The 19444-nt window shown below is 63.8% G+C and carries 20 protein-coding genes; 2 read left to right on the top strand and 18 right to left on the bottom strand.

Annotated features, from left to right (window positions below; all coding sequences use genetic code 11):
* Entirely contained in the window at positions 1–633 is a 633-nt protein-coding gene (locus tag C8K44_RS04920; RefSeq protein ID WP_109574641.1) for an HD family hydrolase, read from the top strand.
* On the opposite strand, the gene C8K44_RS04925 is transcribed toward C8K44_RS04920, so the two are convergent.
* The 10 genes from C8K44_RS04925 to C8K44_RS04970 form a co-directional block, all read right to left on the bottom strand.
* Positions 617–1243 (bottom strand): glutathione S-transferase family protein, encoded by a 627-nt coding sequence (locus tag C8K44_RS04925; RefSeq protein WP_109574642.1) that lies wholly within the window; start codon positions 1241–1243, stop codon positions 617–619. The genes C8K44_RS04920 and C8K44_RS04925 overlap by 17 nt on opposite strands.
* A 53-nt stretch (positions 1244–1296) precedes the next feature.
* On the bottom strand, positions 1297–2481 hold the full coding sequence (locus C8K44_RS04930) for a low temperature requirement protein A (RefSeq protein ID WP_109574643.1): 1185 nt from the start codon (positions 2479–2481) through the stop codon (positions 1297–1299).
* A 207-nt stretch (positions 2482–2688) separates the two neighbouring features.
* On the bottom strand, positions 2689–3480 hold the full coding sequence (locus C8K44_RS04935) for an SDR family oxidoreductase (protein ID WP_109574644.1): 792 nt from the start codon (positions 3478–3480) through the stop codon (positions 2689–2691).
* A gap of 1 nt (position 3481) precedes the next feature.
* Entirely contained in the window at positions 3482–4072 is a 591-nt protein-coding gene (locus C8K44_RS04940) for an SRPBCC family protein (RefSeq protein WP_109574645.1), read from the bottom strand.
* Positions 4069–4437, bottom strand: a complete 369-nt coding sequence (locus C8K44_RS04945; protein WP_199227013.1) for a metalloregulator ArsR/SmtB family transcription factor — start codon at positions 4435–4437, stop codon at positions 4069–4071. Before C8K44_RS04945 ends, C8K44_RS04940 begins: the two co-directional genes overlap by 4 nt.
* Before the next feature lie 56 nt (positions 4438–4493).
* Positions 4494–5960 (bottom strand): RimK family protein, encoded by a 1467-nt coding sequence (locus C8K44_RS04950; protein ID WP_109574646.1) that lies wholly within the window; start codon positions 5958–5960, stop codon positions 4494–4496.
* The gene (locus C8K44_RS04955) at positions 5957–7063 is read right to left on the bottom strand and encodes a peptidase C39 family protein (protein ID WP_109574647.1); all 1107 of its coding nucleotides are present in this window, start codon (positions 7061–7063) and stop codon (positions 5957–5959) included. The genes C8K44_RS04950 and C8K44_RS04955 overlap by 4 nt, the downstream gene beginning before the upstream one ends.
* 193 nt (positions 7064–7256) lie before the next feature.
* Positions 7257–7688: a GFA family protein gene (locus C8K44_RS04960; protein ID WP_348626315.1), complete on the bottom strand. Its 432-nt coding sequence runs from the start codon at positions 7686–7688 to the stop codon at positions 7257–7259.
* 182 nt (positions 7689–7870) lie between these two features.
* Positions 7871–8665: an anti-sigma factor gene (locus tag C8K44_RS04965; RefSeq protein ID WP_109574649.1), complete on the bottom strand. Its 795-nt coding sequence runs from the start codon at positions 8663–8665 to the stop codon at positions 7871–7873.
* Complete coding sequence (locus C8K44_RS04970; protein WP_109574650.1) at positions 8662–9180, bottom strand: sigma-70 family RNA polymerase sigma factor; 519 nt, start codon at positions 9178–9180, stop codon at positions 8662–8664. Before C8K44_RS04970 ends, C8K44_RS04965 begins: the two co-directional genes overlap by 4 nt.
* Positions 9181–9416: 236 nt before the next feature.
* On the opposite strand from C8K44_RS04970, the gene C8K44_RS04975 reads away from it, so the two are divergent.
* Positions 9417–10658: an MFS transporter gene (locus tag C8K44_RS04975; protein WP_109574651.1), complete on the top strand. Its 1242-nt coding sequence runs from the start codon at positions 9417–9419 to the stop codon at positions 10656–10658.
* Here the strand turns inward: C8K44_RS04975 and C8K44_RS04980 are convergent, their stop codons facing one another.
* The 8 genes from C8K44_RS04980 to C8K44_RS05015 all read right to left on the bottom strand — a co-directional run bounded on the left by C8K44_RS04980 (position 10659) and on the right by C8K44_RS05015 (position 19388).
* Entirely contained in the window at positions 10659–11093 is a 435-nt protein-coding gene (locus tag C8K44_RS04980) for a hypothetical protein (RefSeq protein WP_109574652.1), read from the bottom strand.
* Between the two features lie 166 nt (positions 11094–11259).
* Positions 11260–11892, bottom strand: a complete 633-nt coding sequence (locus C8K44_RS04985; RefSeq protein ID WP_109574653.1) for an outer membrane protein — start codon at positions 11890–11892, stop codon at positions 11260–11262.
* A 251-nt stretch (positions 11893–12143) separates the two neighbouring features.
* Positions 12144–14888, bottom strand: coding sequence for a DUF2339 domain-containing protein (locus C8K44_RS04990; protein ID WP_109574654.1), 2745 nt, complete (start codon positions 14886–14888; stop codon positions 12144–12146).
* 139 nt (positions 14889–15027) lie between these two features.
* Positions 15028–15789, bottom strand: coding sequence for a DNA repair protein RecO (recO, locus tag C8K44_RS04995; RefSeq protein WP_109574655.1), 762 nt, complete (start codon positions 15787–15789; stop codon positions 15028–15030).
* Positions 15790–15841: 52 nt separating this feature from the next.
* Complete coding sequence (locus C8K44_RS05000) at positions 15842–17023, bottom strand: MFS transporter (RefSeq protein WP_109574656.1); 1182 nt, start codon at positions 17021–17023, stop codon at positions 15842–15844.
* 113 nt (positions 17024–17136) lie between these two features.
* Positions 17137–17457 (bottom strand): SH3 domain-containing protein, encoded by a 321-nt coding sequence (locus C8K44_RS05005; RefSeq protein ID WP_109574657.1) that lies wholly within the window; start codon positions 17455–17457, stop codon positions 17137–17139.
* Between the two features lie 106 nt (positions 17458–17563).
* Positions 17564–18922, bottom strand: a complete 1359-nt coding sequence (locus tag C8K44_RS05010) for a PepSY domain-containing protein (RefSeq protein ID WP_109574658.1) — start codon at positions 18920–18922, stop codon at positions 17564–17566.
* A 64-nt stretch (positions 18923–18986) separates the two neighbouring features.
* The gene (locus tag C8K44_RS05015) at positions 18987–19388 is read right to left on the bottom strand and encodes a DUF2946 family protein (RefSeq protein WP_109574659.1); all 402 of its coding nucleotides are present in this window, start codon (positions 19386–19388) and stop codon (positions 18987–18989) included.
* Between the last annotated feature and the right edge of the window lie 56 nt (positions 19389–19444).

Genomic DNA, 19444 nt, shown 5'->3' on the forward strand with positions numbered 1-19444 from the left:
ATGGCAGACCGCCCCGGCGCCCCGCCACGTGCCTGGCAGCGCATGCTGTCAGGCCGAAGGCTCGATCTGCTCGATCCCTCGCCGCTCGACGTCGAGATTTCCGATATCGCGCATGGCCTGGCCCGCGTTGCCCGCTGGAACGGCCAGACCTCCGGCGACCACGCATTCTCGGTGGCACAGCACTCGTTGCTTGTCGAGCAGGTTTTCCGCCGGATCGTGCCAGCAGCGGCACCGGATGCGCTGCTCGCCGCGCTGCTGCACGACGCGCCCGAATATGTCATCGGCGACATGATCTCGCCGTTCAAATCGGTTGTCGGCGGCGGCTACAAGTCCTGCGAGGAGCGGCTGCAGCATGCCATCCACCTGCGCGTCGGCCTGCCCGCGGAGATCAACCAGGGCCTGAAGAAGGACATCAAGCGCGCCGACCAGATCGCGGCTTATTTCGAGGCAACAGCGCTTGCCGGTTTTTCGGTTTCAGAGGCGACCGAATTCTTCGGTCGCCCGCGCGGCATCACGGCCGAAGGGCTCGACCTTGCGCCGCAGCCGGCGAAGCGCGTGCAGGACGCGTTTCTCAAACGTTTCGCGGCGATCGAAAAGCAACGCGTGAGCCGCGAGCTCAGGCCGGCGGAATGAATTCCTGACTGATCTCTGTGAACACCGGCGTGGCCTCGAGCCGTGCCGCGTCTATTGCCAGCGCAGGGAAATGGTTCATATCGAGCAGCCCCTGATGGGCATCGGTGATGAAGCGCAGCACCACGGCAACGGCAATATCGGCATGGCCGATGCGATCGCCGAACCAATAGTCGCCGCCTCTTTTGCCACGCTCGACTTCCAGCACCTCCAAAACTGACGCTATCTGTGTCCGGCAGCGCTCGATCCAGACATCCGAAACGTGGGTATGCAGCCGCTTTTCGTAAAACAGGCTGACGGCCTTTTCGCCCACCCCCATCGCCAGCGAGGCGATCTTGAGCGCCTGATGCCGCGCCGGCTCGGCAGCGGGAAACATCGCCTTGCCTGCGGGTGCCAGGCTGTCGAGATAGTCGAGGATGATGTGGCTTTCGATCAGCACCTCGCCATTGTCGAGCACCAGCGTCGGCACACGTGTCAGCGGATTATAGGCGCGGATCTTGTCGGCATCGCCAAAAGCCGACCACGGCTCGTGCTTGAACGGCAGACCGTAAAGCCTGAGCGCCACGCCGACACGGCGAACGAAGGGTGAGTCATACTGGCCGATGAGGATCATGCGATGTTCTCCAAAATCTGATGGTTTGAATGGACGGTCACGGCAGCCAGCAGTCAAGTCGTGGAATGGCGCCCCGGCTGGCCGCGCAGCTCAAGCACCGTCACCAGCACCATCACCGCCGTCGTCGCGGCCCCCAGAAGCAGCGGCGACATGTGGCTGGCGAACGGCACCATTGCCGCGAGGATGACCAGGCCGATCAGATGCGACAGCGGCGTCCTGCCGGTGACATAGCGCTTGAACAAAAGATTGCCGACCAGATAGAGCGCCGATCCGCCGACCGATGTCCAGATCACCGCGGCTTCCGCATGGCCGAGCGGATGGGCGAGCACGAGCTCGTCCGACACCGCCACCACGATGATGCCGGCAACGAGCATGACGGGAATGTAGGTATAGGCAACGCGCGCGATGCGTCCCCTGTCGGCCGCCTCGGCGATCTTGTGGTGCGCCACCTCCTGACCGACGTTGAAATAGATCAGCCACATCGCGACCGAGGCAAAGAACGTCGTCAGGAATGCGGCGACGTTGATCCAGTTCCATTCGAGTTCAGCGAAGGTCGCGCCCGAAACCAGGATCGATTCACCGAGCGCTATGATGATGAACAGCGCGCTGCGCTCGGCCATGTGGCCGCCGTCGACGTCCCAGTCGGCGGTGGATGACGCGCCATGCCACGGTGTCCAGAAGCCGAGGGCCGGCGAGACGAGCTCGATGGCAAGCGCAATGCCCCAAAGCGCAAAGCGGTCCTCGGGCGCGGCAATGCCACCAGCGATCCAGTAGACGCCCGACAGCGCAAGCCAAAGGCCGATGCGAACGAAGTTGCGGTAATTGTCCGGGTTGTGGTTGCTCAACGCCCACATCATGAACAGCGTGCGCCCGATCTGCATGGCGACATAGGCCAATGCGAATTGCAGGCCGCGCCCCTCGAAGGCTTCGGGGATCGATGTCGACAGCATCAGCCCCGCCAGCATCAGCACGAACAGCATGCCGCGCACTGGCGCCTTGGTCGGGTCGAGCCAGTTTGTCACCCAGGCGGTATAGTTCCACACCCACCACACGGCGATCAGCATCAACAGGCTTTCGAGCGCGCCTTGCGTGCTGAGATCGCGCAGCAGGAAGTGCGAAAGCTGGGTAATGGCGAAAACGAAGACCAGGTCGAAGAACAGCTCGACGAAGTCCACCCGCGCGGCCTCGCCTGCAGTGCGCTTGCGCTGGTAGTTGTGAATTGCCCCGTTGATCGCCATTCCCGCCCCCGTTGCTGCTCGGCGCAACTTCGACGGCAAGCCCTTGGCGGTCAAGGCCGGGAGGGTGGTTGCCGAGCGGCGCTGCGGGATTCCAGCAGCACGATCAACGGATAAGTTGCCCCTCATCCGGCCCTGAGTTTATCGAAGGGCCGGAACCTTCTCCCCGTAAGGACGGGGAGAGGGTAAGGGTGAGGGGCAGCGCTGACCTTAGTCGACCAGCGTGCCGCAGCTCAGATTGGCGATCGCACCGGTCATCGCACCGGCACGGTCGGAGGCTACGAAAGCGGCGAAGTCGCCGATCTGGGCCAAGGTAGGAAACCGCCTGAGCAATGGCCCCGAAGCGGCGCGTGCGGCGAGCATGTCGTCGACCGGCATGCCTGCGCGCTTGGCAAAACCCTCGAAAGCCGCGCGCGCGTGCGAAATTTCAAGAGATTCGGGAATGGCGTCGGGGCGCAGGCAGATCACCCTGATCCCGCGCGCGCCAAGTTCGCCGGCAAGGATACGCGACATGGCTTCGACCGCCGCACTTGCCACGCCGTTGCCGAGAAAGCCCACGCCCGACATCCTGGCGCCCGGCGTGGACAAGGTCAGGATCACGCCCCTGCCCTGCATGTGCCGCGCCACCGCTTTGGCGGTCAGGAAGTTGCTCCGGGTATAGGCCGCGACTGGTGTTTCGAAATCGGCAAGCGAAAGCTCCGCCAACGGCGTGCCCTGCACATGGGCAATGCCGACCGCATTCAGCGCGATATCTATGCCGCCTGCCTTTTGGGCGACTGCATCGGCATGGCGCTCGACCGCCAGCTCGTCGAGCGCGTCGAGTATGGCAATTTCGGCGAACCCGCCTTCTGCACGGATTTCGGCCGCGACAGCCTCCATCCTGGAGCGGGTGCGCCCGCCAAGAAACACGCGGGCGCCGTCACGGGCGAATGCCTTGGCCGCGGCTCCACCTATCGCACCGCCACCGCCATAGACCACGGCCGTCTTGTTCTTGAGCAACATGTCACTCTCCAGCCTTCAAGGGGGTTGAGGTCTGCGCACTGCCGATCCGCTGGGCGTATTCGCCCACCATCTTCGTGTGCGTCCTCCAGAAGCCCTCGGGTTCGCGTCCCTCGAGCCTGTCGGCCAGTATGCCGAGATGCGTGTGCCAGCCGGCCGCGACATTCAGCATCGCGCCATGGTCGCCCAGGCGGCGGTGTATCACGGTCAAAAGCACCTTGTCGTTGCGGGGCGCGAGTTCGAAACGTACCTCCGAGCTTTCGCCCGCCTCTGGCGCACCACCCCAGCTGTAGGCAAGCAGATGAGGCGGTTCGCAGGCGATGATCTCGCCAGGCACCCGATGCTCGGCAAAGGCTGCCATGTGAGCCGGAGGCGGATCGTCGTTGCGGCTCAATTCGCCATTGCGGAAGATGTTTTCGACCTGTCCGCCCGGCCGAAGCTCCATTGGCCCGGCAGCGAGCCAGGTCCGGCGCTTGTCCGATTGTGTCAGGTAATCCCACACCCGCTCGATCGGCCCAGGCAGCAGGCGCTCGATGCGCAACGTGCCGGGTTCGGTGACGACGCCGTAGGAAGCTTGCAGAGCCTGAATGGTCATGGCTTGGTTCCTTTCCGTTTGTCCTCGGCAGCGGCCAAGTCCTCCGCCTCCAGGATGGCCTCAAGTGTGTCGAGTTGCTGGTTCCAGAATTTCTCGTAGTGGCGCATCCACTCGACGCCGGCATGCATCGGCAGCGCATCGAGGCTGCAGACATGGGTGCGACCTTGCACGCTGCGTTTCACCAGCCCCGCCTTTTCCAGCACCTTGATGTGCTTCGACGCCGCGGCCAGCGACATGTCGAAGGGCGCGGCGAGGTCGCCGACATTGCGCGGCCCCCTGGCCAGACCGGTGAGCATCGCCCGGCGGGTCGGGTCGGAAAGCGCGTGAAAGATCGCGTCGAGCAGTTCAGTATTTTGTTCAACCATAAGGTTGAAGATAGAGCCGCAAATCCGAATAGTCAACCATTCGGTAAAATGTTTCTTTAGGGCTGCTTGCCGTTGCGCTCCAACCGGTCGAGGAACCATTGCGTCAAGCGCACCCAGACCTCGTCCTTCTCGCCCGAATCCTCGACGCCATGGTCGAGATTGGGATTGTCGTTGACCTCGATGACGAAAACGCCGTCCTTGGTCTCCTTGAGGTCGACGCCGTAGAGCCCGTCGCCGATGCAGCGGGCCGCACGCACGGCGGTGTCGATCACATGCGCCGGCGCATGCTTCAGCGTGAACGTCTTGATGCCGCCCTCGTCGGGCTTGCCGGCTCGGTCGTGATTGACGATCTGCCAGTGCTTCTTGGCCATCAGGTAATGGATGGCAAACAGCGGCTGGCCGCCCAGCACCCCTACCCTCCAGTCATACTCGGTCGGCATGAATTTCTGGGCGATCAACAGGTCGGAATCCTCGAGCCAGGAGGTCGCCAGCGTCTTCAGCTCTTCGAAGCTCGAGGCCTTCTTGACGCCTCGCGAGAATGAGCTGTCGGGTATCTTCAGCACCAGCGGAAAGCCGAGCGTGTCGGCCGCAAGCTGCAGATCCGACGGTCCCGCGATCATCACGGTCGGTGGCACCGGCACGTTGTTGTAGGCCATCAACTCGTTGAGATAGACCTTGTTGGTGCATCTGATCATCGACAGCGGGTCGTCGATGACAGGCATGCCCTCCTGCTGTGCGCGGCGGGCAAAGCGATAGGTGTGGTTGGAGATCGACGTCGTCTCGCGGATGAACAGCGCGTCGTAATTGGCAAGCTTGGCGAGGTCCTTCCTGGTGATCGGCTCGACCTCGACGCCCATCTTCTCGGCGATGCGCGCCCAGTAGCGCAGCGACGATATCTCCGACGGCGGCATCTGCTCGTTGGGGTCGATCAGCGTGGCGAAGGTGTAGCGCGAGGGCGTGCGCGCCTTGGTGTCGCGCCATTCCCGGCTGGTATAGGTCTCCAGCGCTGCCACGAAGCGCTTCTTGTCGGCATCGTCGAGCCGCCCAAGGGCGGCAAAGCCGATCTTGTGGATCGACGCCCATTCGCCGTCCTTGATCGCGACTTCCAGGGCTGGCGAGCGGAACCAGTCAAACAGCAGCCGGGCGAAACGGTCCCAGGCTTTCGACGGGCCGACACCGAAGAAGATCGTCACCTTTGCCGGAAACGTCCCGCCCAGATCCTTGCGGCACTTGTTGAGCGCCAATTCCAGTTCCGGCAATGCGTTTTCGTAGAGCTTGCGCTCGGACAGGTCGATCATCGTCTCGACGGTCGGGATCACCTTGTGTCCGCGCGAGCCGGCGAGCAGCGAGGCGTAGTAGCCCCGGCTCTGGTAGGCATAACGGTTCGACAGGTTGATGATCTTCGGGCGTTGGCCACGAAACAGCGCCGGATGGGCGAGATAATCGCGGTTGGTGATGATCTTGTGCGGGGTCGCGGTCTGGTCGAGATCGCTTTGGCGGCCGGTAAGAATGACCCAGGTCATCGTTTTCTAGGCTTTCCGAGAATGATTGCGGCGCGCAGGCCATCGCGGCCGAACTGCGCCATGCGCATGAAGATGTCGTAGGGAACGGGAATGTTGGCGGCGTCCGACGCGGTCTCGCGCTGCTCGTCTTCGATCCAAGGGTCATGGATCAGGATGTGGCCACCATCATCGCCGATGGCCAGCACCCAGTGCGGCACTTTCTTGCCGAACATCAGGAAGCCCGAGATCAGCACCAGCACGAGCTTGCCTTCAGCCAGCTTGCCCCTGATGTCATCCAGGGAAAACGGGCGGTAAGTCACTGGAATGGCGTATTTGTCGGCGCGGTTGCGGAAGTCGGCCTGCGCCAATTCCATCACCCGGCGTTTTTCGGCGCTACGCACCGACTGCAAGAACAGCGCGCCTTCGGCGGAAACAAAGATTTCGGTTCCCAGCCCGGCCTCATGCGCCGCCACCGCCAGCCCGAAGGGCTCGCAACCGCCCGGCCCCGACATCATGAAAATCGTCGTTGCCTCGCGCCACAGCCTGATCTCCATCACCGGATCGGGCACGAAGGCGCGGTCGAAATTGGCCATCGCCATCATCAGGCAGCACGGACCGCAGGTGAAATCGCAGGTCTGGGCGTAAAACGGCACCTTCGTCGCCACTGGAACGTCGCCGCGCAGCGTCTTTTCGTAGCGCAGCGCGGTCATGCCGTCTTCGTAGTAGCCGGGCTCCTGGCCGATCTTGTGATAGCCGTTCTGCTCGTAAAGCCGGATGGCGCGGGCATTGTCCTCGCGCACCTCAAGCCGCAGCATCATGCGTCCGTGCTCATAGGCAACTTGTTCGGCCGCATCGAGCAGGCCGCGGCCGATGCCCTTGCCGCCGAAATCCGGCGCAATGGCAAAGGAATAGAGCCGCGCGACGCCGCTGCCCTTGCGAAACAGCACCATGGCGTAGCCGGCGACGCGGCCATCGCTTTCGGCGACAAGGGCTTGAGCGGTTTCATGGTCGACCAGCTGGCGGAATGACCGGCGCGAGATCCTGTCGCCTTCAAAGACGGCGTTTTCGATGGCGCAGAGCGCATCGACATCATCTGCGCGGGCCGTACGAACGTCGGCAGCCATGCGGATCCGAGAACCTCGTCTGGGCAGAAGAGAGCCCTAAGGAAACACCCCTGCGAAGCACTCATGCGCTCGCCGTGCCAGCGCAGTCACGCCTCGATTCGGGCCTTATTGTGACATGGCCGACAGGTGGCTGGGCATATGAATCTGATAGGGAAATGCTCTCGGCCGCAACGCCGCAAGCAACGTCGCATTGCTATTTCAGCGCAACGGCGTAGGCGGCAGGTTCGGTCTCATGGCGGTCTTGATCGAACTGGGCCGCTCCAGGCAGTGGCCCGAGCCAATGCTCGCGCCGCTTGACCCAGAGCTCGTAGTCAGGAACCAGGTCGGTCGGAACTTCGTCCAGGCTGCCGATCGTCACTTCTGCCTCGCCATCGCTCAGCCATGCAACGCGGCCGCCGCAGGTCGTACAAAAGGTTCGGTTGGCATAGGTGCTGGTGTAGCCGGTCTCCTGCTCGAAGGCTTCGATTGGCCACACCGCATAGGCCGCAAACGGCGCGCCGCTGCTTTTCCTGCAGTCAGTGCAATGGCAGATACCCACCCGCAGCGGCTCGCCGCTCACGCGGAACGTCACACCACGGCAAAGACAGCTTCCGGAGCGGATTGGCATAGCGACAGGATCCTGCACGGCAAGTCTCCTTTTCGAACAAACGGCGGCATGCGCTGGTTTGTTCCCCAAGAGAACCTGCCTCGCTGCAATTCCCCCGCGACATCTGGCGATGACCAGCGAATGGGCGGCCTGCGGGAAAACGTATCAGTCCGTGAAAGTGTCCCCTGCCTGCAATCGGTGCGTCGGGCGTAACCTGCAGCCTATGACCGCGCCATCCCCGCGCCGGCGATCAACTGCTTGTAGGCATCCTTGGCCACCACCCCCATCTGCTCCGCGGGCAGCGTGCCGACGATGACGCAGCCATAACCCTTGTCCTGCCAGTAGACAGCCTCGGGACCACCGCTGGCGAGCGTGACCGTGCCCTTCGAGCGCTCGGTGCCTTCTGTGGTGACATAGACCGAAATCCGGTTGCCCTCGGCGTCGGCATAAAGCATCAGCGCGGCCGTGCTGCCATTCGCTGGAACGAGGCGTCCGCCCAGAAGCTTGAAGCCGTTGTTGCTGAGGTCGGGCGCCACCAGCTTCAGCCCGGTGCGCTTGGACAGCCACCCGGTCAGATAAGCCTGGTCGCTGCCATCGACCTCGACGGGCCTGTTCTTGTCGGCGGCGAAGGTCTGGTGCGCGGCGATCGCCAGCTGGGCCATGCGGTCGTCGTCGTCGGGATCAGAGCCATGAACGCTTGCACCGGCAAAGTAACCACCAAGACCACCGGCGACCAGCAGTGCCGCAGCGGCGGCCATGCGCCAGCGCTGGGGTGCCTCCTTGCGCTTGGGCGCTTCGCCATTGATAGCCGCTTCGAGCCGTGAAGGAATATTTTCGTCGAGCACCCCGGCAAAGACGTCGCGCAATGCCGAATTGTCGGCGGCATAACGCTGGCTTCGCGCCTTCATGTCGGGATTGGCCTCCAACCAGGCCTGATAGGCGGCGCGTTCGTCCTCTGGCAGCTCGCCGTCGAGTGCCAGGTGGATATCGCGATCGGTAAAGGCGCGCGCGCTCATTTCTCGACGATCCTTATCGTCCGGCGGCGTGCCTGATCGTCAAGCAGCCCCCGCAGTTCCTCACGTCCGCGCGCTATGCGCGACATCAGCGTACCGGCCGGCACGCCCAGCATCATTGCGGCCTCGGCATAGGAAAATCCCTCGATGGCGACCATCACCAGCGCTGCGCGCCGGTCGGGACTGATCGCCTGGAGCGCATCGATGATCTCGCGCGATGCAACACTTTCCGACTGCATGGCAGGTGTCGCAAGCGCTTCGCCGGCGTCAAGCGGCAGCATTGTCGCCTCGCCACGCCGGTTCACCTTGCGCATTTGGTCGATGAACAGATGATGCATGATCGTAAACAGCCACCTCCTGGGGTTCTCTCCGGTTCGCCAGTTGTCCATGCGCAGCAGCGCGCGCTCTAGGCAGTCCTGGACGAGATCATCGGCGGCATCGCGGTCGCGCAGAAGCGCGCGCGCATACCGGCGCAGACGCGGAATCTCCTGAAGTATCGCTGCCTTCTTTTCTTCCATGACCGAGGTTCGCAAGTCGCCCTCTGAAGATGCCGATTGAACGCGCCTTGTGAGCGCGGCGCAAGCATTCTGACTGTTGGCGCCTTGCCACCCCAGTCACCCAAGCACAAAACCAACGCCCGGGGCGGCGGGTTTATTCCCGACACATCAGATTTCTTGAAGCATTGGGCTAGTTCAATTGATTTTGAACATTGCGCCGGATCGGATAGAAAAGCGCCTCCACCGGAGAAGCGACGATGACGGCAGCAGCGGCAACCAGCAGGTCGAACGCCAGCGTTCCCTGGCTCATCATCATCTGCGGCTGCCTGATCGCTGCGCTGACCTTCGGCCCGCGCTCGGCGATGGGCTTCTTCCAGCTTCCGATGCTTGCCGAAAAGGGATGGGACCGCACCACCTTCGGCCTCGCCATGGCGATCCAGAACCTGTGCTGGGGCCTTGGCCAGCCGATCTTCGGCGCTATCGCCGACAAGTTTGGCAGCTGGCGCGTACTGACGCTTGGTGCTGTCCTGTATGCGCTCGGCCTTTATCTGATGGCCCATGCCGACAGTGCCGCGATGCTTCATCTGAGCGGCGGCGTCCTGGTCGGCCTCGGCGTTGCCGCCGGCTCGTTCAGCATCGTTCTGGCGGCTTTTGCGCGCAACACCAACCCGCAGAACCGCTCCATGGTGTTCGGCATCGGCACCGCAGCCGGCTCGGCCGGCATGTTCATCTTCGCCCCGATCAGCCAGGGCCTGATCGACGCCTATGGCTGGTCCGACACCCTCGTCTACATGTCGATCGCCATGCTCGTCATCCCGGTGCTGGCGATCCCCCTGGTCGGCAACGCGCGTTCGGGCAAGGTATCGCAAGTCGAGATCGAACAGACGCTCGGCCAGGCGCTATCCGAAGCCTTCGGCCACAAGAGCTACCTTCTGCTCGTCTCCGGATTTTTCGTCTGCGGCTTCCAGGTCGCCTTCATCACCGCCCATTTCCCCGCCTATATCAGGGACATCGGCATCGACGCACGTTATGCCGTCATCGCGCTCGCGTTGATTGGCTTCTTCAACGTCATTGGCTCGCTCGCTTCGGGCATCATCGGCCAGAAATACTCAAAGCCGCACTTCCTGGCCTGGATCTACATCGCCCGCTCGGTGCTGGTGACGGCCTTCCTGCTGTTGCCGCAGACGCCCACGAGCGTCGTGGTCTTCGCCATCATCATGGGCCTGCTGTGGTTGTCGACCGTGCCGCCGACCAACGGCCTGGTGGCCATCATGTTCGGCACCCGCCATCTCGGCATGCTCGGCGGCATCGTGTTCTTCTCGCACCAGATCGGCTCGTTCCTCGGCGTCTGGCTTGGCGGCTACCTCTACGACCATTTCGGATCCTATGATCCGGTCTGGTGGCTCGGCGTAATCCTTGGCCTGTTCGCCGCCGCCGTCCACTGGCCGATCAAGGAACGCCCCGTCGCACGGCGGGCAGTGCTGGCGCCGGCGGAATAGTCAGCTGCAGAAAAAGCGGCGGCCGCCGTCACCAATGAAGGTGTTGCTGCGCCGGTCATAACCATAGCGCTGGTGGCATGGCGTGTTCCACTTTTCGCGCCGACGTTCCTTGGCATTCTGCTCGGCCGCGGATCCGGCAATGATAGCGCCGACGGCAAGGCCCAAAATGCCAAGGCCGATCGCGGCTTCGACGTCGCGGTCCTTGTCGCGCTTGCGCCGTTCGTGGCGACCCTGACGCTCGCGCCACCGCTCGCACTGCCGCCGTTCATAGCGGTCGCGCGGCCAGGCACAGTCGATGTCATCGTCATCATCGTCGTAATAGTGGCCGCCGACCAGTTGTATCGACGCGCCGGCGTTTGAGCTGCCGGCTTGCGCCGGAAAACTGGCAAGCAGGCTCGCGGCCAGCAGGCCGGCAAGCGGTTTTGCAAACATCATCGCTCTCTCTTTCCAAGAACCGCCCTATCATCGAAGACAGGCCGATTGGGAGTTGGATCTGTCTTCGATGCGTTGGATGGTGCCGTGTGTCCTCCCTGGAGGCAAAGGACGCGTCAGCACCGGGGACCAGTGTTCGAAAATCGCTGCGGATCTTCGGCAGGTAGGCCTAGAAGCGGTAGTTCAGGCCGAGCTTGACGCTGTGGCTGGCGGCGTCGACGCTGGTGCGGGTGCCGCCCTTGAGCACGGCGTTGACGTCGCCGTAATTGACGTAGTTGTATTCCGCACGGGCCGAGATACCGCCGGCGAAGGCCTGCTCGACACCGCCGCCGATCAGGTAGCCGCCTTCCCACTTGTCTTCGGAAATGACATTGCCCTTGGCCTTGAACTTGGCCATGGAGTAGCCGGCCGTGCCGTAGACCAGCGTGCGGTCGAGGCTGACGCCCGCGCGGGCCTTGGCCGCACCATTCCAGGTGCGCCGGAGTTCGGCACCGCGACCGAGATCGTATTTCGACCCGCCAGAATAGCTGCCTTCGAGCTCGGCGCCGTAGACCATGACGCCGGACTGGAAGTTGGTGCCGACCTGGCCGCCGAACTGGGTGCTGCTCTTGTCAGCGAACGGATTGGGAAAACCGGAAGATGCGCTGCCGAGATGAATACCGGCATACATGCCCGACCAGTCATAGGGCGCATCGGAAAACTGCTGCGGTGCGTAGTTCTGGGCCACATCCGCGGCCATCGCGGGCATGGCAAAAGGCGCTAGGCCAGCGAATACAACGAAAAACAGATTTCGCTTGGACATGATAATTCTTGCTCCGACATCTTAGTTGGGCTGCGAAGCAAGTGCTCCGCAGCCCGTTGACGGGGCATCGACGCGGCGGCAACGGGGGGAGTAACCCGCCTGCGAAGTCCCGTGCACCATATCCTTGGTTGCGAGCGGAACCTGCGCCTTCTGCATTGCAGCAACATTGCATCGAATATAATAAAATCAATTATTTATCGGTAATCTTTCAGTAATCTTCATTAAGCCATCCTTGCATCGCGCATGGTTCCCTACCGGGCCGAGCGGGTCAGCAGCCGCTGGTAAAACAGCCCGATCCCAATCAGCACCGCGCCAAGTCCGATGAAGGACAATGCCCGCAGAACGCCTTCGAGTTCGGACATGTCGAACAGGAAGACCTTGGCCACCGCGATCGAGATCAACACCGCCGAGGCAATGCGCAGGACCTGCGACTTCAACATAACGCCGGCGACCAGCAACCCGACGCCCATGGCCAGCCACAGTGCCGAATAGGTGTAGGTCTCGACCTGACCGAGGCCGGCCCACAGGCCGATATGTTCACCCTGGAACAGCCGCCTGACCGATAGCGTGGCATAGGCGAAGGCGAGCAGTGCCGCTGCCAGCGCCAGCATCGCCGAATACCATTTCGGCCGCTTGCCCCTGGCGTAAAACGCCAGTGCCGCCGCCGCGGCGGCCGGCAGCAGATAGGCAAGGAACAGCAGGTTGAAGAAGATAATCTGGCCCGTGCCTTCGTCGGTGACCAACGGGTTGAGCACCAAAAAGTGCTGGGCAAGGATGAACAGCACCGAAAGCACGCCCATGCCGAGCGAGCCGTAGCGCAGCACGGCACTTGGCGAGCGCATGTCGAGCGCCACCATGATGGCCGCGCCGCCGAGCGAGATCAGCGTGTAGATCGCCTGCTCGGCCAAGGTCGGGGCATTGGAGGTGATGACCCCGCCATTCATCGCGTGGCGAACCAGCATCGCCACCGTCAGCAGCGAAAACAGCGCCGCCACCGCTTCCATGACCAGCCGCGGCCGGCCGTTGGTGGTACGCGCCAGCTGCCAGGCGGCGAAACCGAAGGCGAGTGCGGGGATGCCGTAGCCCGGCAACAACCAGTTGAACACCGGCGTCCTGCCCAGGACATCCGCTCCGACGATGGTGGGATCGAAGGTTACCCGCGCGAGCACGGCGATCGCCACGGCGACGCAGAGCCAGCCGAGCACCGGATAAGTCCGCACGCGGGTCGCCAGTGCCGGCACGATAGCGGCCAGTCCAAGCAGCACTGTGGTCAAGCCGGAGCCGAACCCCATATGCAGGGCCAGCAACAGCGCCACCCCTGCCCCAACGAAGGCGAAGGAGACGGCCGGACCGCCGATCAGAGGCGGCTGTTCGCCGCGTGCGATCCACTCACCGCCTGCGACAAAAGCAGCGACGAGCGCCGCGGCAATGAGCGCGCGCGGAACATCGCGATCAAGGTTGCCATAGGCGACCCAGAGCGAAAACAGCACCACCAAAGGTATGACAACGCCCCATCCGGCCCAGCTTGCCGCACGCGAGGGTGCTGTCACCGCTTGCCGCCTGGCACTCGAGAAGCCGGTGGCGGCGAAGACCAGTCCCAGCCCCCAGCCGATGCGTGTCAGCGTCGAACCGAAAAGCTCGATCGGCAGCCCCTCGACCGTCAAACCGCCGATCGGCAATTCCAGGTCGAACGTGCCGCCGATGGCATTGCGCAGATAGATGAGCACCACGGCAAAGCCGGCCGCAAAAAGCATGGACAGGGCCGCCGGGCGATAAAGCGCGACCGCCAGCATGCCGAGCAGCAGAAGCGTGCCGCGCAGCGGGCCTCCAAGGGCGGCATAGGTCGGGTGGATGAACAGCACCAGCGCGGTGACGGCAACGAAGAACGCCGGCACCATCGACGGCCAGTCGAGTTCTGCCTCTTCGCTGCGTCCGAGCCACAGCCATGTCAGGGCGGCAAGCGTCACGGCGCTCATGAACAGGATGATGGCGAAGCTGACCAGCGGCGCATCGGCTAGGTAGAGCAGCGTCCACAGGCCGGTGCCGATGAAGGCAGCCCCGATCAGCAGCGACCATCGGCGGGTGCGGGCGACGGCTGCTGTCGCAACCAGAACGATGGCGAGGTAGCCGAAGAGCGCCCAGTAGTTCGGTGCCGTCGACGAAACCAGCACAGGTGTCACCAGCGAGCCGAGCAGTCCCAGGCCGGCCAGCGCCTGTCCATGCGCAAGGGCCGCGGCAATCGTCGCCACACCGACGATGCCCAAAAGAACGAAGGCAGGGCCGGCACCGATGAAGCCGTATATGCCGTGGGCGGCATAGATGGTACCGAACAAGGTGAAAGCGCCCGCCGCCGTCAGGATCGCCGGAATGTAAGCGCTGTCGCCATTTTGAATCGGCACGCGGAAGCCAGTGCGGCGGATGAATTCGCCGCCGCCGACCAGGATGAGGCCGAACAGCGCGGCCATGGTCAGCCGGGCGCCTGGGCCAAAGAAGCCGGATTCGATCGAATAGCGGATCAGGAAGACGCCGCCGAAAGCCAGCGCCAGGCCACCGACCCACACCGCCCAGCGCGTGCCGAGCGCGGTTTCGATGTCAGGCCCTGCGCGGGCCGGAGCCTCTGGCGGTAGCGCTTGCGCCGTCGTGTCGCGCAACGTCCACGATCCGGGCTCGGCGGCATCGGCCCCGGCAGTCGCCGCCAAGGGCAATTCTTCCACTGCCGCAGCGTCGGTTGTTGCCGCGTCCGTCCTTGCCACCGGCTCTGCTGCTATCGACTGCTCGGCCATCGCCGCAGCCAGCGCCTCGGGCGCGATCGGTGCGCTGACTGTCTCAGCCTGCGTCTCCGCCGCCTTCACACTCGGCGTGGGCACCGTCCCTGACAGCACGAGCGAGCGCAGCGCACCCAGTTCGCGTTCGAGCAGTCCAAGTCTGCTTTGCTGCTTCGACACGATGATGATCAGCGCGACAATGGCGATGACGCCCAAAAGGCTCTCAAGCATGGCCGTTCCCCCTCAGATTGGCCTGCTCACCGCGCCGCCGGGTTGGCTGCGGGAAAGCATGTTTCAGTGCCGCAAGCGAGCAGCATGCCGTCCTTGTCCTTCGGCATCGCCTCGGACAGGGCTGCAATGGGTACTTGGCTCATGCGGCAGTGTCTCCATGGGAGATGGCTTGGGCAGCATAGAATTTGCGCAATGCCATCAAAAGCCCGCCGCGCGCGTCGGGCACGTCAATGCCACGCGGCTCATAGACGTGGCGGGCAAAAAAGAAGCTGGATAGCCTGAAGGCATCCTCGATCGCCTTGAGGTCGGCGCCTTGCCTGGCCCCGCGCTGCAAGAACGGCGGCAGCGCAAATAGCTTGTCGCGCCAGGGCTCGCCGGCAGACCGCGACACCGCGCGGCCCGATTTCGGCGAAACATAGGTCAGTTCCTCGACCGTACCGGTCGCTGCGCATTCGGAAAGGTCAAGGCCGAAACCAAGCTCTTCCAGCACCAGAAGCTCGAAGCGCACGACAAGTTCGCCCACGGCCTCGGCCTCGTTCAGGTGATCGATCAGGATGGCCAGCGTTTCGTAAAGAGCTGCGTGCGGATCGCGCTCGGGCAGAAGCCTGAGATGCGCGGCCAGGGTCTGCAAGGCATAAACGGCAATGGCGCTGTCGATCAGACGTGCCGCATTGAGTTCGATCGGCTCGGCCTGAAAGGTGCCCATATGCTCGTCGAGGCGCGCGCGCCAAGTCAGCTCGACGCGATTTCCCGCCTGCAGCACTGGCTGCTGCTTGCGCGAGCGCCCGCCGCGTACAAGTCCCAGATGCCGGCCATGCGCACGTGTCATCACCTCCAGCACGGCGGAGGTTTCGCCATGCTTGCGGGTGCCGAGGATGATTCCTTCGTCGCGCCATTCCATGACCGGACCATCAGCCGGCTAGAAGACGAAATCAAGAACTACGTACCCCGGCTCACCTGCCTGGCAGCGGCGGAATGAAGGCGAGCAACAGTAGGGCGCCCAATCCCAATGCCGCAGCCGCGATCGCCAGCGGCAACAACCCAAGCGTGATGAAGGGCGCCACCGCCGCTGTTCCCGCCGCCGTCGTGCCGAGGATCGCAACGACAACGAGCGCTGCGCCACGCGCATCGTCGCCGCGCGAGGCAACGACGGCACGATGGAAGCCGGGCGGGCCGCGGAAACCAAGGCCGCAATTGAACGGTACGAACAGTGCAGTGATCACCAGCGTGTTGGCGCCGCCGGCAAGCGCGTAAGCCAGCATCGACAGGCCGCCAAGGACGGAAAGGCCGGTTCCGAACCAGATCATGCGCTCGGCACCGAAGCGCCTCGTCAGTCCGCCGGCGGCATTGGCTGCGATGATGAAGGTGGTGATACCGGTGATCTGCATGATGATGAAGTCACGGAGCGTGGCCCCGAGCGCCGTGACGAAAACCGTCGGCGCCGCAAAGACGATGACCAGCAAGGCTCCCAGCGTGAAAGCGTGGCTCACCGCATAGCGCAGAAACACGGCATCGCGGAGCAGATGGGCATATCCGCCGGCGCGGGGCGCCGTCACCACCGGCGGCAGGTGCCGGCCCAGCATGGCGACAGCCAGCGCCAGGGCAAAAGCCGCGACCGCGATCACGTTGAAGGAGGCGTTCCAGCCGGCGATGGAGAGCAGCCAGACGCCCGCCACTGGCGCCAGCGCCGGCGTCAGCGACTCGATGCTTCCCAAAAGTCCAAGTTTGCCGACGGCATGGTCGTCGCCATAGAGCGCGCGGATCATGCCCGGCGCGAACACGGCCGCCGCCGATCCGGCCGCCCCTTGCACGAAGCGCAAGCCAATGAGCATGTCGAGCGACGTGCTGAAGCCGGCCATTGCCGAGACGAGGCCGTAAGCGACGAGCGAGCCGACAACAAGTCGGCGCTGATCAAAGCGCGCGCCGAGCGAACCGAAGACGAGCAGGCCAAGCGCCGAACCGACAACGAATGCCGCCAGAATGAACTGCGCCCGGGCATGCGTACCGCCCAGGATGTCCGGCAGGCTGGGGACCGCCGGAAGCACGAGGTCTGTGCCGGCGATGCCAAGCACGGTGCTGGTCACGATGAGAGCGAAGGCGATGCCTGGATGGCCGCCATGCTTGCCGGTGGTCATTGTCCTGCCAGTCTGTCGATCGAGGGTTTTCGGGAGGGCGTCAGTGCCCCATCGCCGGCCAAGGGTCAAGCAAGGCCGGCTGGTCCAGTTTGCTGCGCCGTCGCAGCGCGCCGTTATGGGCAGTCGCTGTCGCGGACGAAACGGGCCTTCACCCAGCCCTTCGTCGTGCGGTCGCCATTGTAGTGGGTAACCGGGCACCAGCGGCTCGCCCAGGGAGCGCTCGAGGGCCGGCAGGCGGCATCGAGATGGATGATGCCATGGGTCTGAGGCGGCAAAACGTCGACGATGCGGGCGTTGGCCGAGGGCCGCGAGCGCATGTTGAGCGCATCGTTCCTGGCAACATTGACCACGACCAGACAGCCCGGCCCGGAGGTTGCCATCACGGGCGTGGCGATGGTGAAGATGAGCAACGCGGCCAGAAGTGCTCTCGTCATGTTTGTCCTCGCTTGCTGACTCGGCCCAAAGCGCGGGCGTCCGAGCTTAGCCCAGCTGTCCCCGCGCGCAAGGCGGCCGCCGCGCTGCCACGGCGGCCGGGTTGGGTCAGGCGAACTTCGGTTTCATCATGCTGGTGCCGAGCCAGTCGAGCGCAAGCATGACCACAAGCGAGATGCCGACGAGCGGAAACAGGATCCCGCCCACGGCCAGAATCGCGATCAGCCCGCGAAAGACGCGCTTGTCTGTGGGCAGCGGCGGTACGCCGAGCGAGCCCGACGGGCGCCGCTTCCACCACATGACGGCCGCCGACACGGCAAGCAGGACGATGCCGAGGCAAGCGGCCAGCAGCACCAGCTGATTGGCGAGCCCGAACTCCTGGCCCATATGCACGGAGATCCCCCACTCCAGCCATTTACCCAACGGGCCGTAGTCGCCAAAGCCCATGTCGATCAGTGGCTTGCCACTATATTGGTCGAGATGGACGACGCGCTGCAGGCTCGCATCGTCGGGATAGACGGAGCCGGTATACACGCCTTCCGGCTTGCTCGGGATCGCGACCGCATAGCCGCGGTGCAGGCCGAGCCTGTCGAAAGTCTCCACCGCTTGGTCCAGGCCGATGGGCTTCCCGGCGGCTGCCTCCGATTGCGGCATCTGCGCCTGCTCGAGCGACCACGACGTCTTGGCGACATGGTTCAGATGTTCGTCGGACATCGGCACCGCCACGCGCACGCCGGCGGGATAGCCGAAATTGTTGCCGTTGGCCCATTCGTTGACCTTTTCGCCCCACACCCCCGACCAGGGCATGCCCGTTATCGCCAGGAAGACAATGAAGAAGCCGACGAAAATGCCGGTTACCGCATGGGTGTCGCGCCAGAACATGCGGCTTTTCGGCTTACCGCGCACGGTAACGACACCGCCCGACCTGTTGCGCGGCCACCAGAGGTAGAACCCCGTCGCCACCAGCAAGATCGACCAGCCGCCAGCGAGTTCGATCAGCATGCGGCTTGTCTCGCCAAAATATTTGAGGCTGTGCAGATAGCGCACCATCCACATGACCGTGCCCCGGTCGGGAAGCGTCCCCAGCACCTGTCCCGTGTAGGGGTTCACATAGACGGCCAGCTTGCCGACATCGGGCGTGGCGACCGTAATCTCGGCCGAACTCGCAGGCGTTGCCGGGTCGGTGTATTTCACCGCCGTCCCGGGAAAGCTGGCCAGAGCCGCCTCGACCATGGCTTCGGGCGCCACTCTCGCCTGCTCGACGGCGACACGTTTCAGGTCGGAATAGACGAAACCGTCGATCTCGTCCTTGAACAGGTACAGCGCGCCTGTGACGGCAAGGCTGATCATGAAAGGCAAGACGAGCAGGCCAGCGTAGAAATGCCAGCGCCAGACGGCACGATAAAGATTGGACGGTGAGCGAGCGGACGTGCCGGCGCCCTCCCGTCCGATGCTCAGTTCGGACATTGTTGTCTCCATAGGCGTGAAATGTCAGGCCGACGCGATGTGCACCGACCTTGATCGTTCGACGTCAGATGGAGGTAGCTGGCGGCGCCCTCGCCTCGGCGATCAGGCCGCGCAGGCCTTGCCGAACGGACTCTCCCGCCTCGGCAATGTCGGCTCGATGCACCGGCAACGGTGCGATGATGAAGGCAAGCTGTTCGCCTGGAAGGCCCGGTGCCGACGTCGCCGCCAGCTGGCAGAGCGTGCCGCAAGGGCAATCGGCGGGGCTACGCGCAGGCTGGGTCTCGCCCATGGCGGGTCCCATCCCGTCCATGGTGCAGATGATGCCGAGCGGATCGGCAGCCGCTGCCGCCATCGCCCCTTGGGCGGTACCGGCCAAAAGGCCCTGCAGCAGAAGCAGGAACGCGATCATGCCGGCGATGGCGCCGGTCGAAAGCCTGTCCCGCAAAATGAGCCGTATGCTCTTCATGATGGCGCCATGGCACCATTTCGCCGCGAAGTCACTACGGTACGAGCGCAATGCCC

This window comes from Aminobacter sp. AP02, assembly GCF_003148805.1.
GTDB lineage: Bacteria > Pseudomonadota > Alphaproteobacteria > Rhizobiales > Rhizobiaceae > Aminobacter.

Bases quoted from the DNA above. Each gene is read 5' to 3' on its own strand.
- C8K44_RS04920 (WP_109574641.1), top strand. From the start codon at position 1: ATGGCAGACCGCCCCGGCGCCCCGCCACGTGCCTGGCAGCGCATGCTG.
- C8K44_RS04925 (WP_109574642.1), bottom strand. From the start codon at position 1,243: ATGATCCTCATCGGCCAGTATGACTCACCCTTCGTTCGCCGTGTCGGC.
- C8K44_RS04930 (WP_109574643.1), bottom strand. From the start codon at position 2,481: ATGGCGATCAACGGGGCAATTCACAACTACCAGCGCAAGCGCACTGCA.
- C8K44_RS04935 (WP_109574644.1), bottom strand. From the start codon at position 3,480: ATGTTGCTCAAGAACAAGACGGCCGTGGTCTATGGCGGTGGCGGTGCG.
- C8K44_RS04940 (WP_109574645.1), bottom strand. From the start codon at position 4,072: ATGACCATTCAGGCTCTGCAAGCTTCCTACGGCGTCGTCACCGAACCC.
- C8K44_RS04945 (WP_199227013.1), bottom strand. From the start codon at position 4,437: ATGGTTGAACAAAATACTGAACTGCTCGACGCGATCTTTCACGCGCTT.
- C8K44_RS04950 (WP_109574646.1), bottom strand. From the start codon at position 5,960: ATGACCTGGGTCATTCTTACCGGCCGCCAAAGCGATCTCGACCAGACC.
- C8K44_RS04955 (WP_109574647.1), bottom strand. From the start codon at position 7,063: ATGGCTGCCGACGTTCGTACGGCCCGCGCAGATGATGTCGATGCGCTC.
- C8K44_RS04965 (WP_109574649.1), bottom strand. From the start codon at position 8,665: ATGAGCGCGCGCGCCTTTACCGATCGCGATATCCACCTGGCACTCGAC.
- C8K44_RS04970 (WP_109574650.1), bottom strand. From the start codon at position 9,180: ATGGAAGAAAAGAAGGCAGCGATACTTCAGGAGATTCCGCGTCTGCGC.
- C8K44_RS04975 (WP_109574651.1), top strand. From the start codon at position 9,417: ATGACGGCAGCAGCGGCAACCAGCAGGTCGAACGCCAGCGTTCCCTGG.
- C8K44_RS04980 (WP_109574652.1), bottom strand. From the start codon at position 11,093: ATGATGTTTGCAAAACCGCTTGCCGGCCTGCTGGCCGCGAGCCTGCTT.
- C8K44_RS04985 (WP_109574653.1), bottom strand. From the start codon at position 11,892: ATGTCCAAGCGAAATCTGTTTTTCGTTGTATTCGCTGGCCTAGCGCCT.
- C8K44_RS04990 (WP_109574654.1), bottom strand. From the start codon at position 14,888: ATGCTTGAGAGCCTTTTGGGCGTCATCGCCATTGTCGCGCTGATCATC.
- recO (WP_109574655.1), bottom strand. From the start codon at position 15,789: ATGGAATGGCGCGACGAAGGAATCATCCTCGGCACCCGCAAGCATGGC.
- C8K44_RS05000 (WP_109574656.1), bottom strand. From the start codon at position 17,023: ATGACCACCGGCAAGCATGGCGGCCATCCAGGCATCGCCTTCGCTCTC.
- C8K44_RS05005 (WP_109574657.1), bottom strand. From the start codon at position 17,457: ATGACGAGAGCACTTCTGGCCGCGTTGCTCATCTTCACCATCGCCACG.
- C8K44_RS05010 (WP_109574658.1), bottom strand. From the start codon at position 18,922: ATGTCCGAACTGAGCATCGGACGGGAGGGCGCCGGCACGTCCGCTCGC.
- C8K44_RS05015 (WP_109574659.1), bottom strand. From the start codon at position 19,388: ATGAAGAGCATACGGCTCATTTTGCGGGACAGGCTTTCGACCGGCGCC.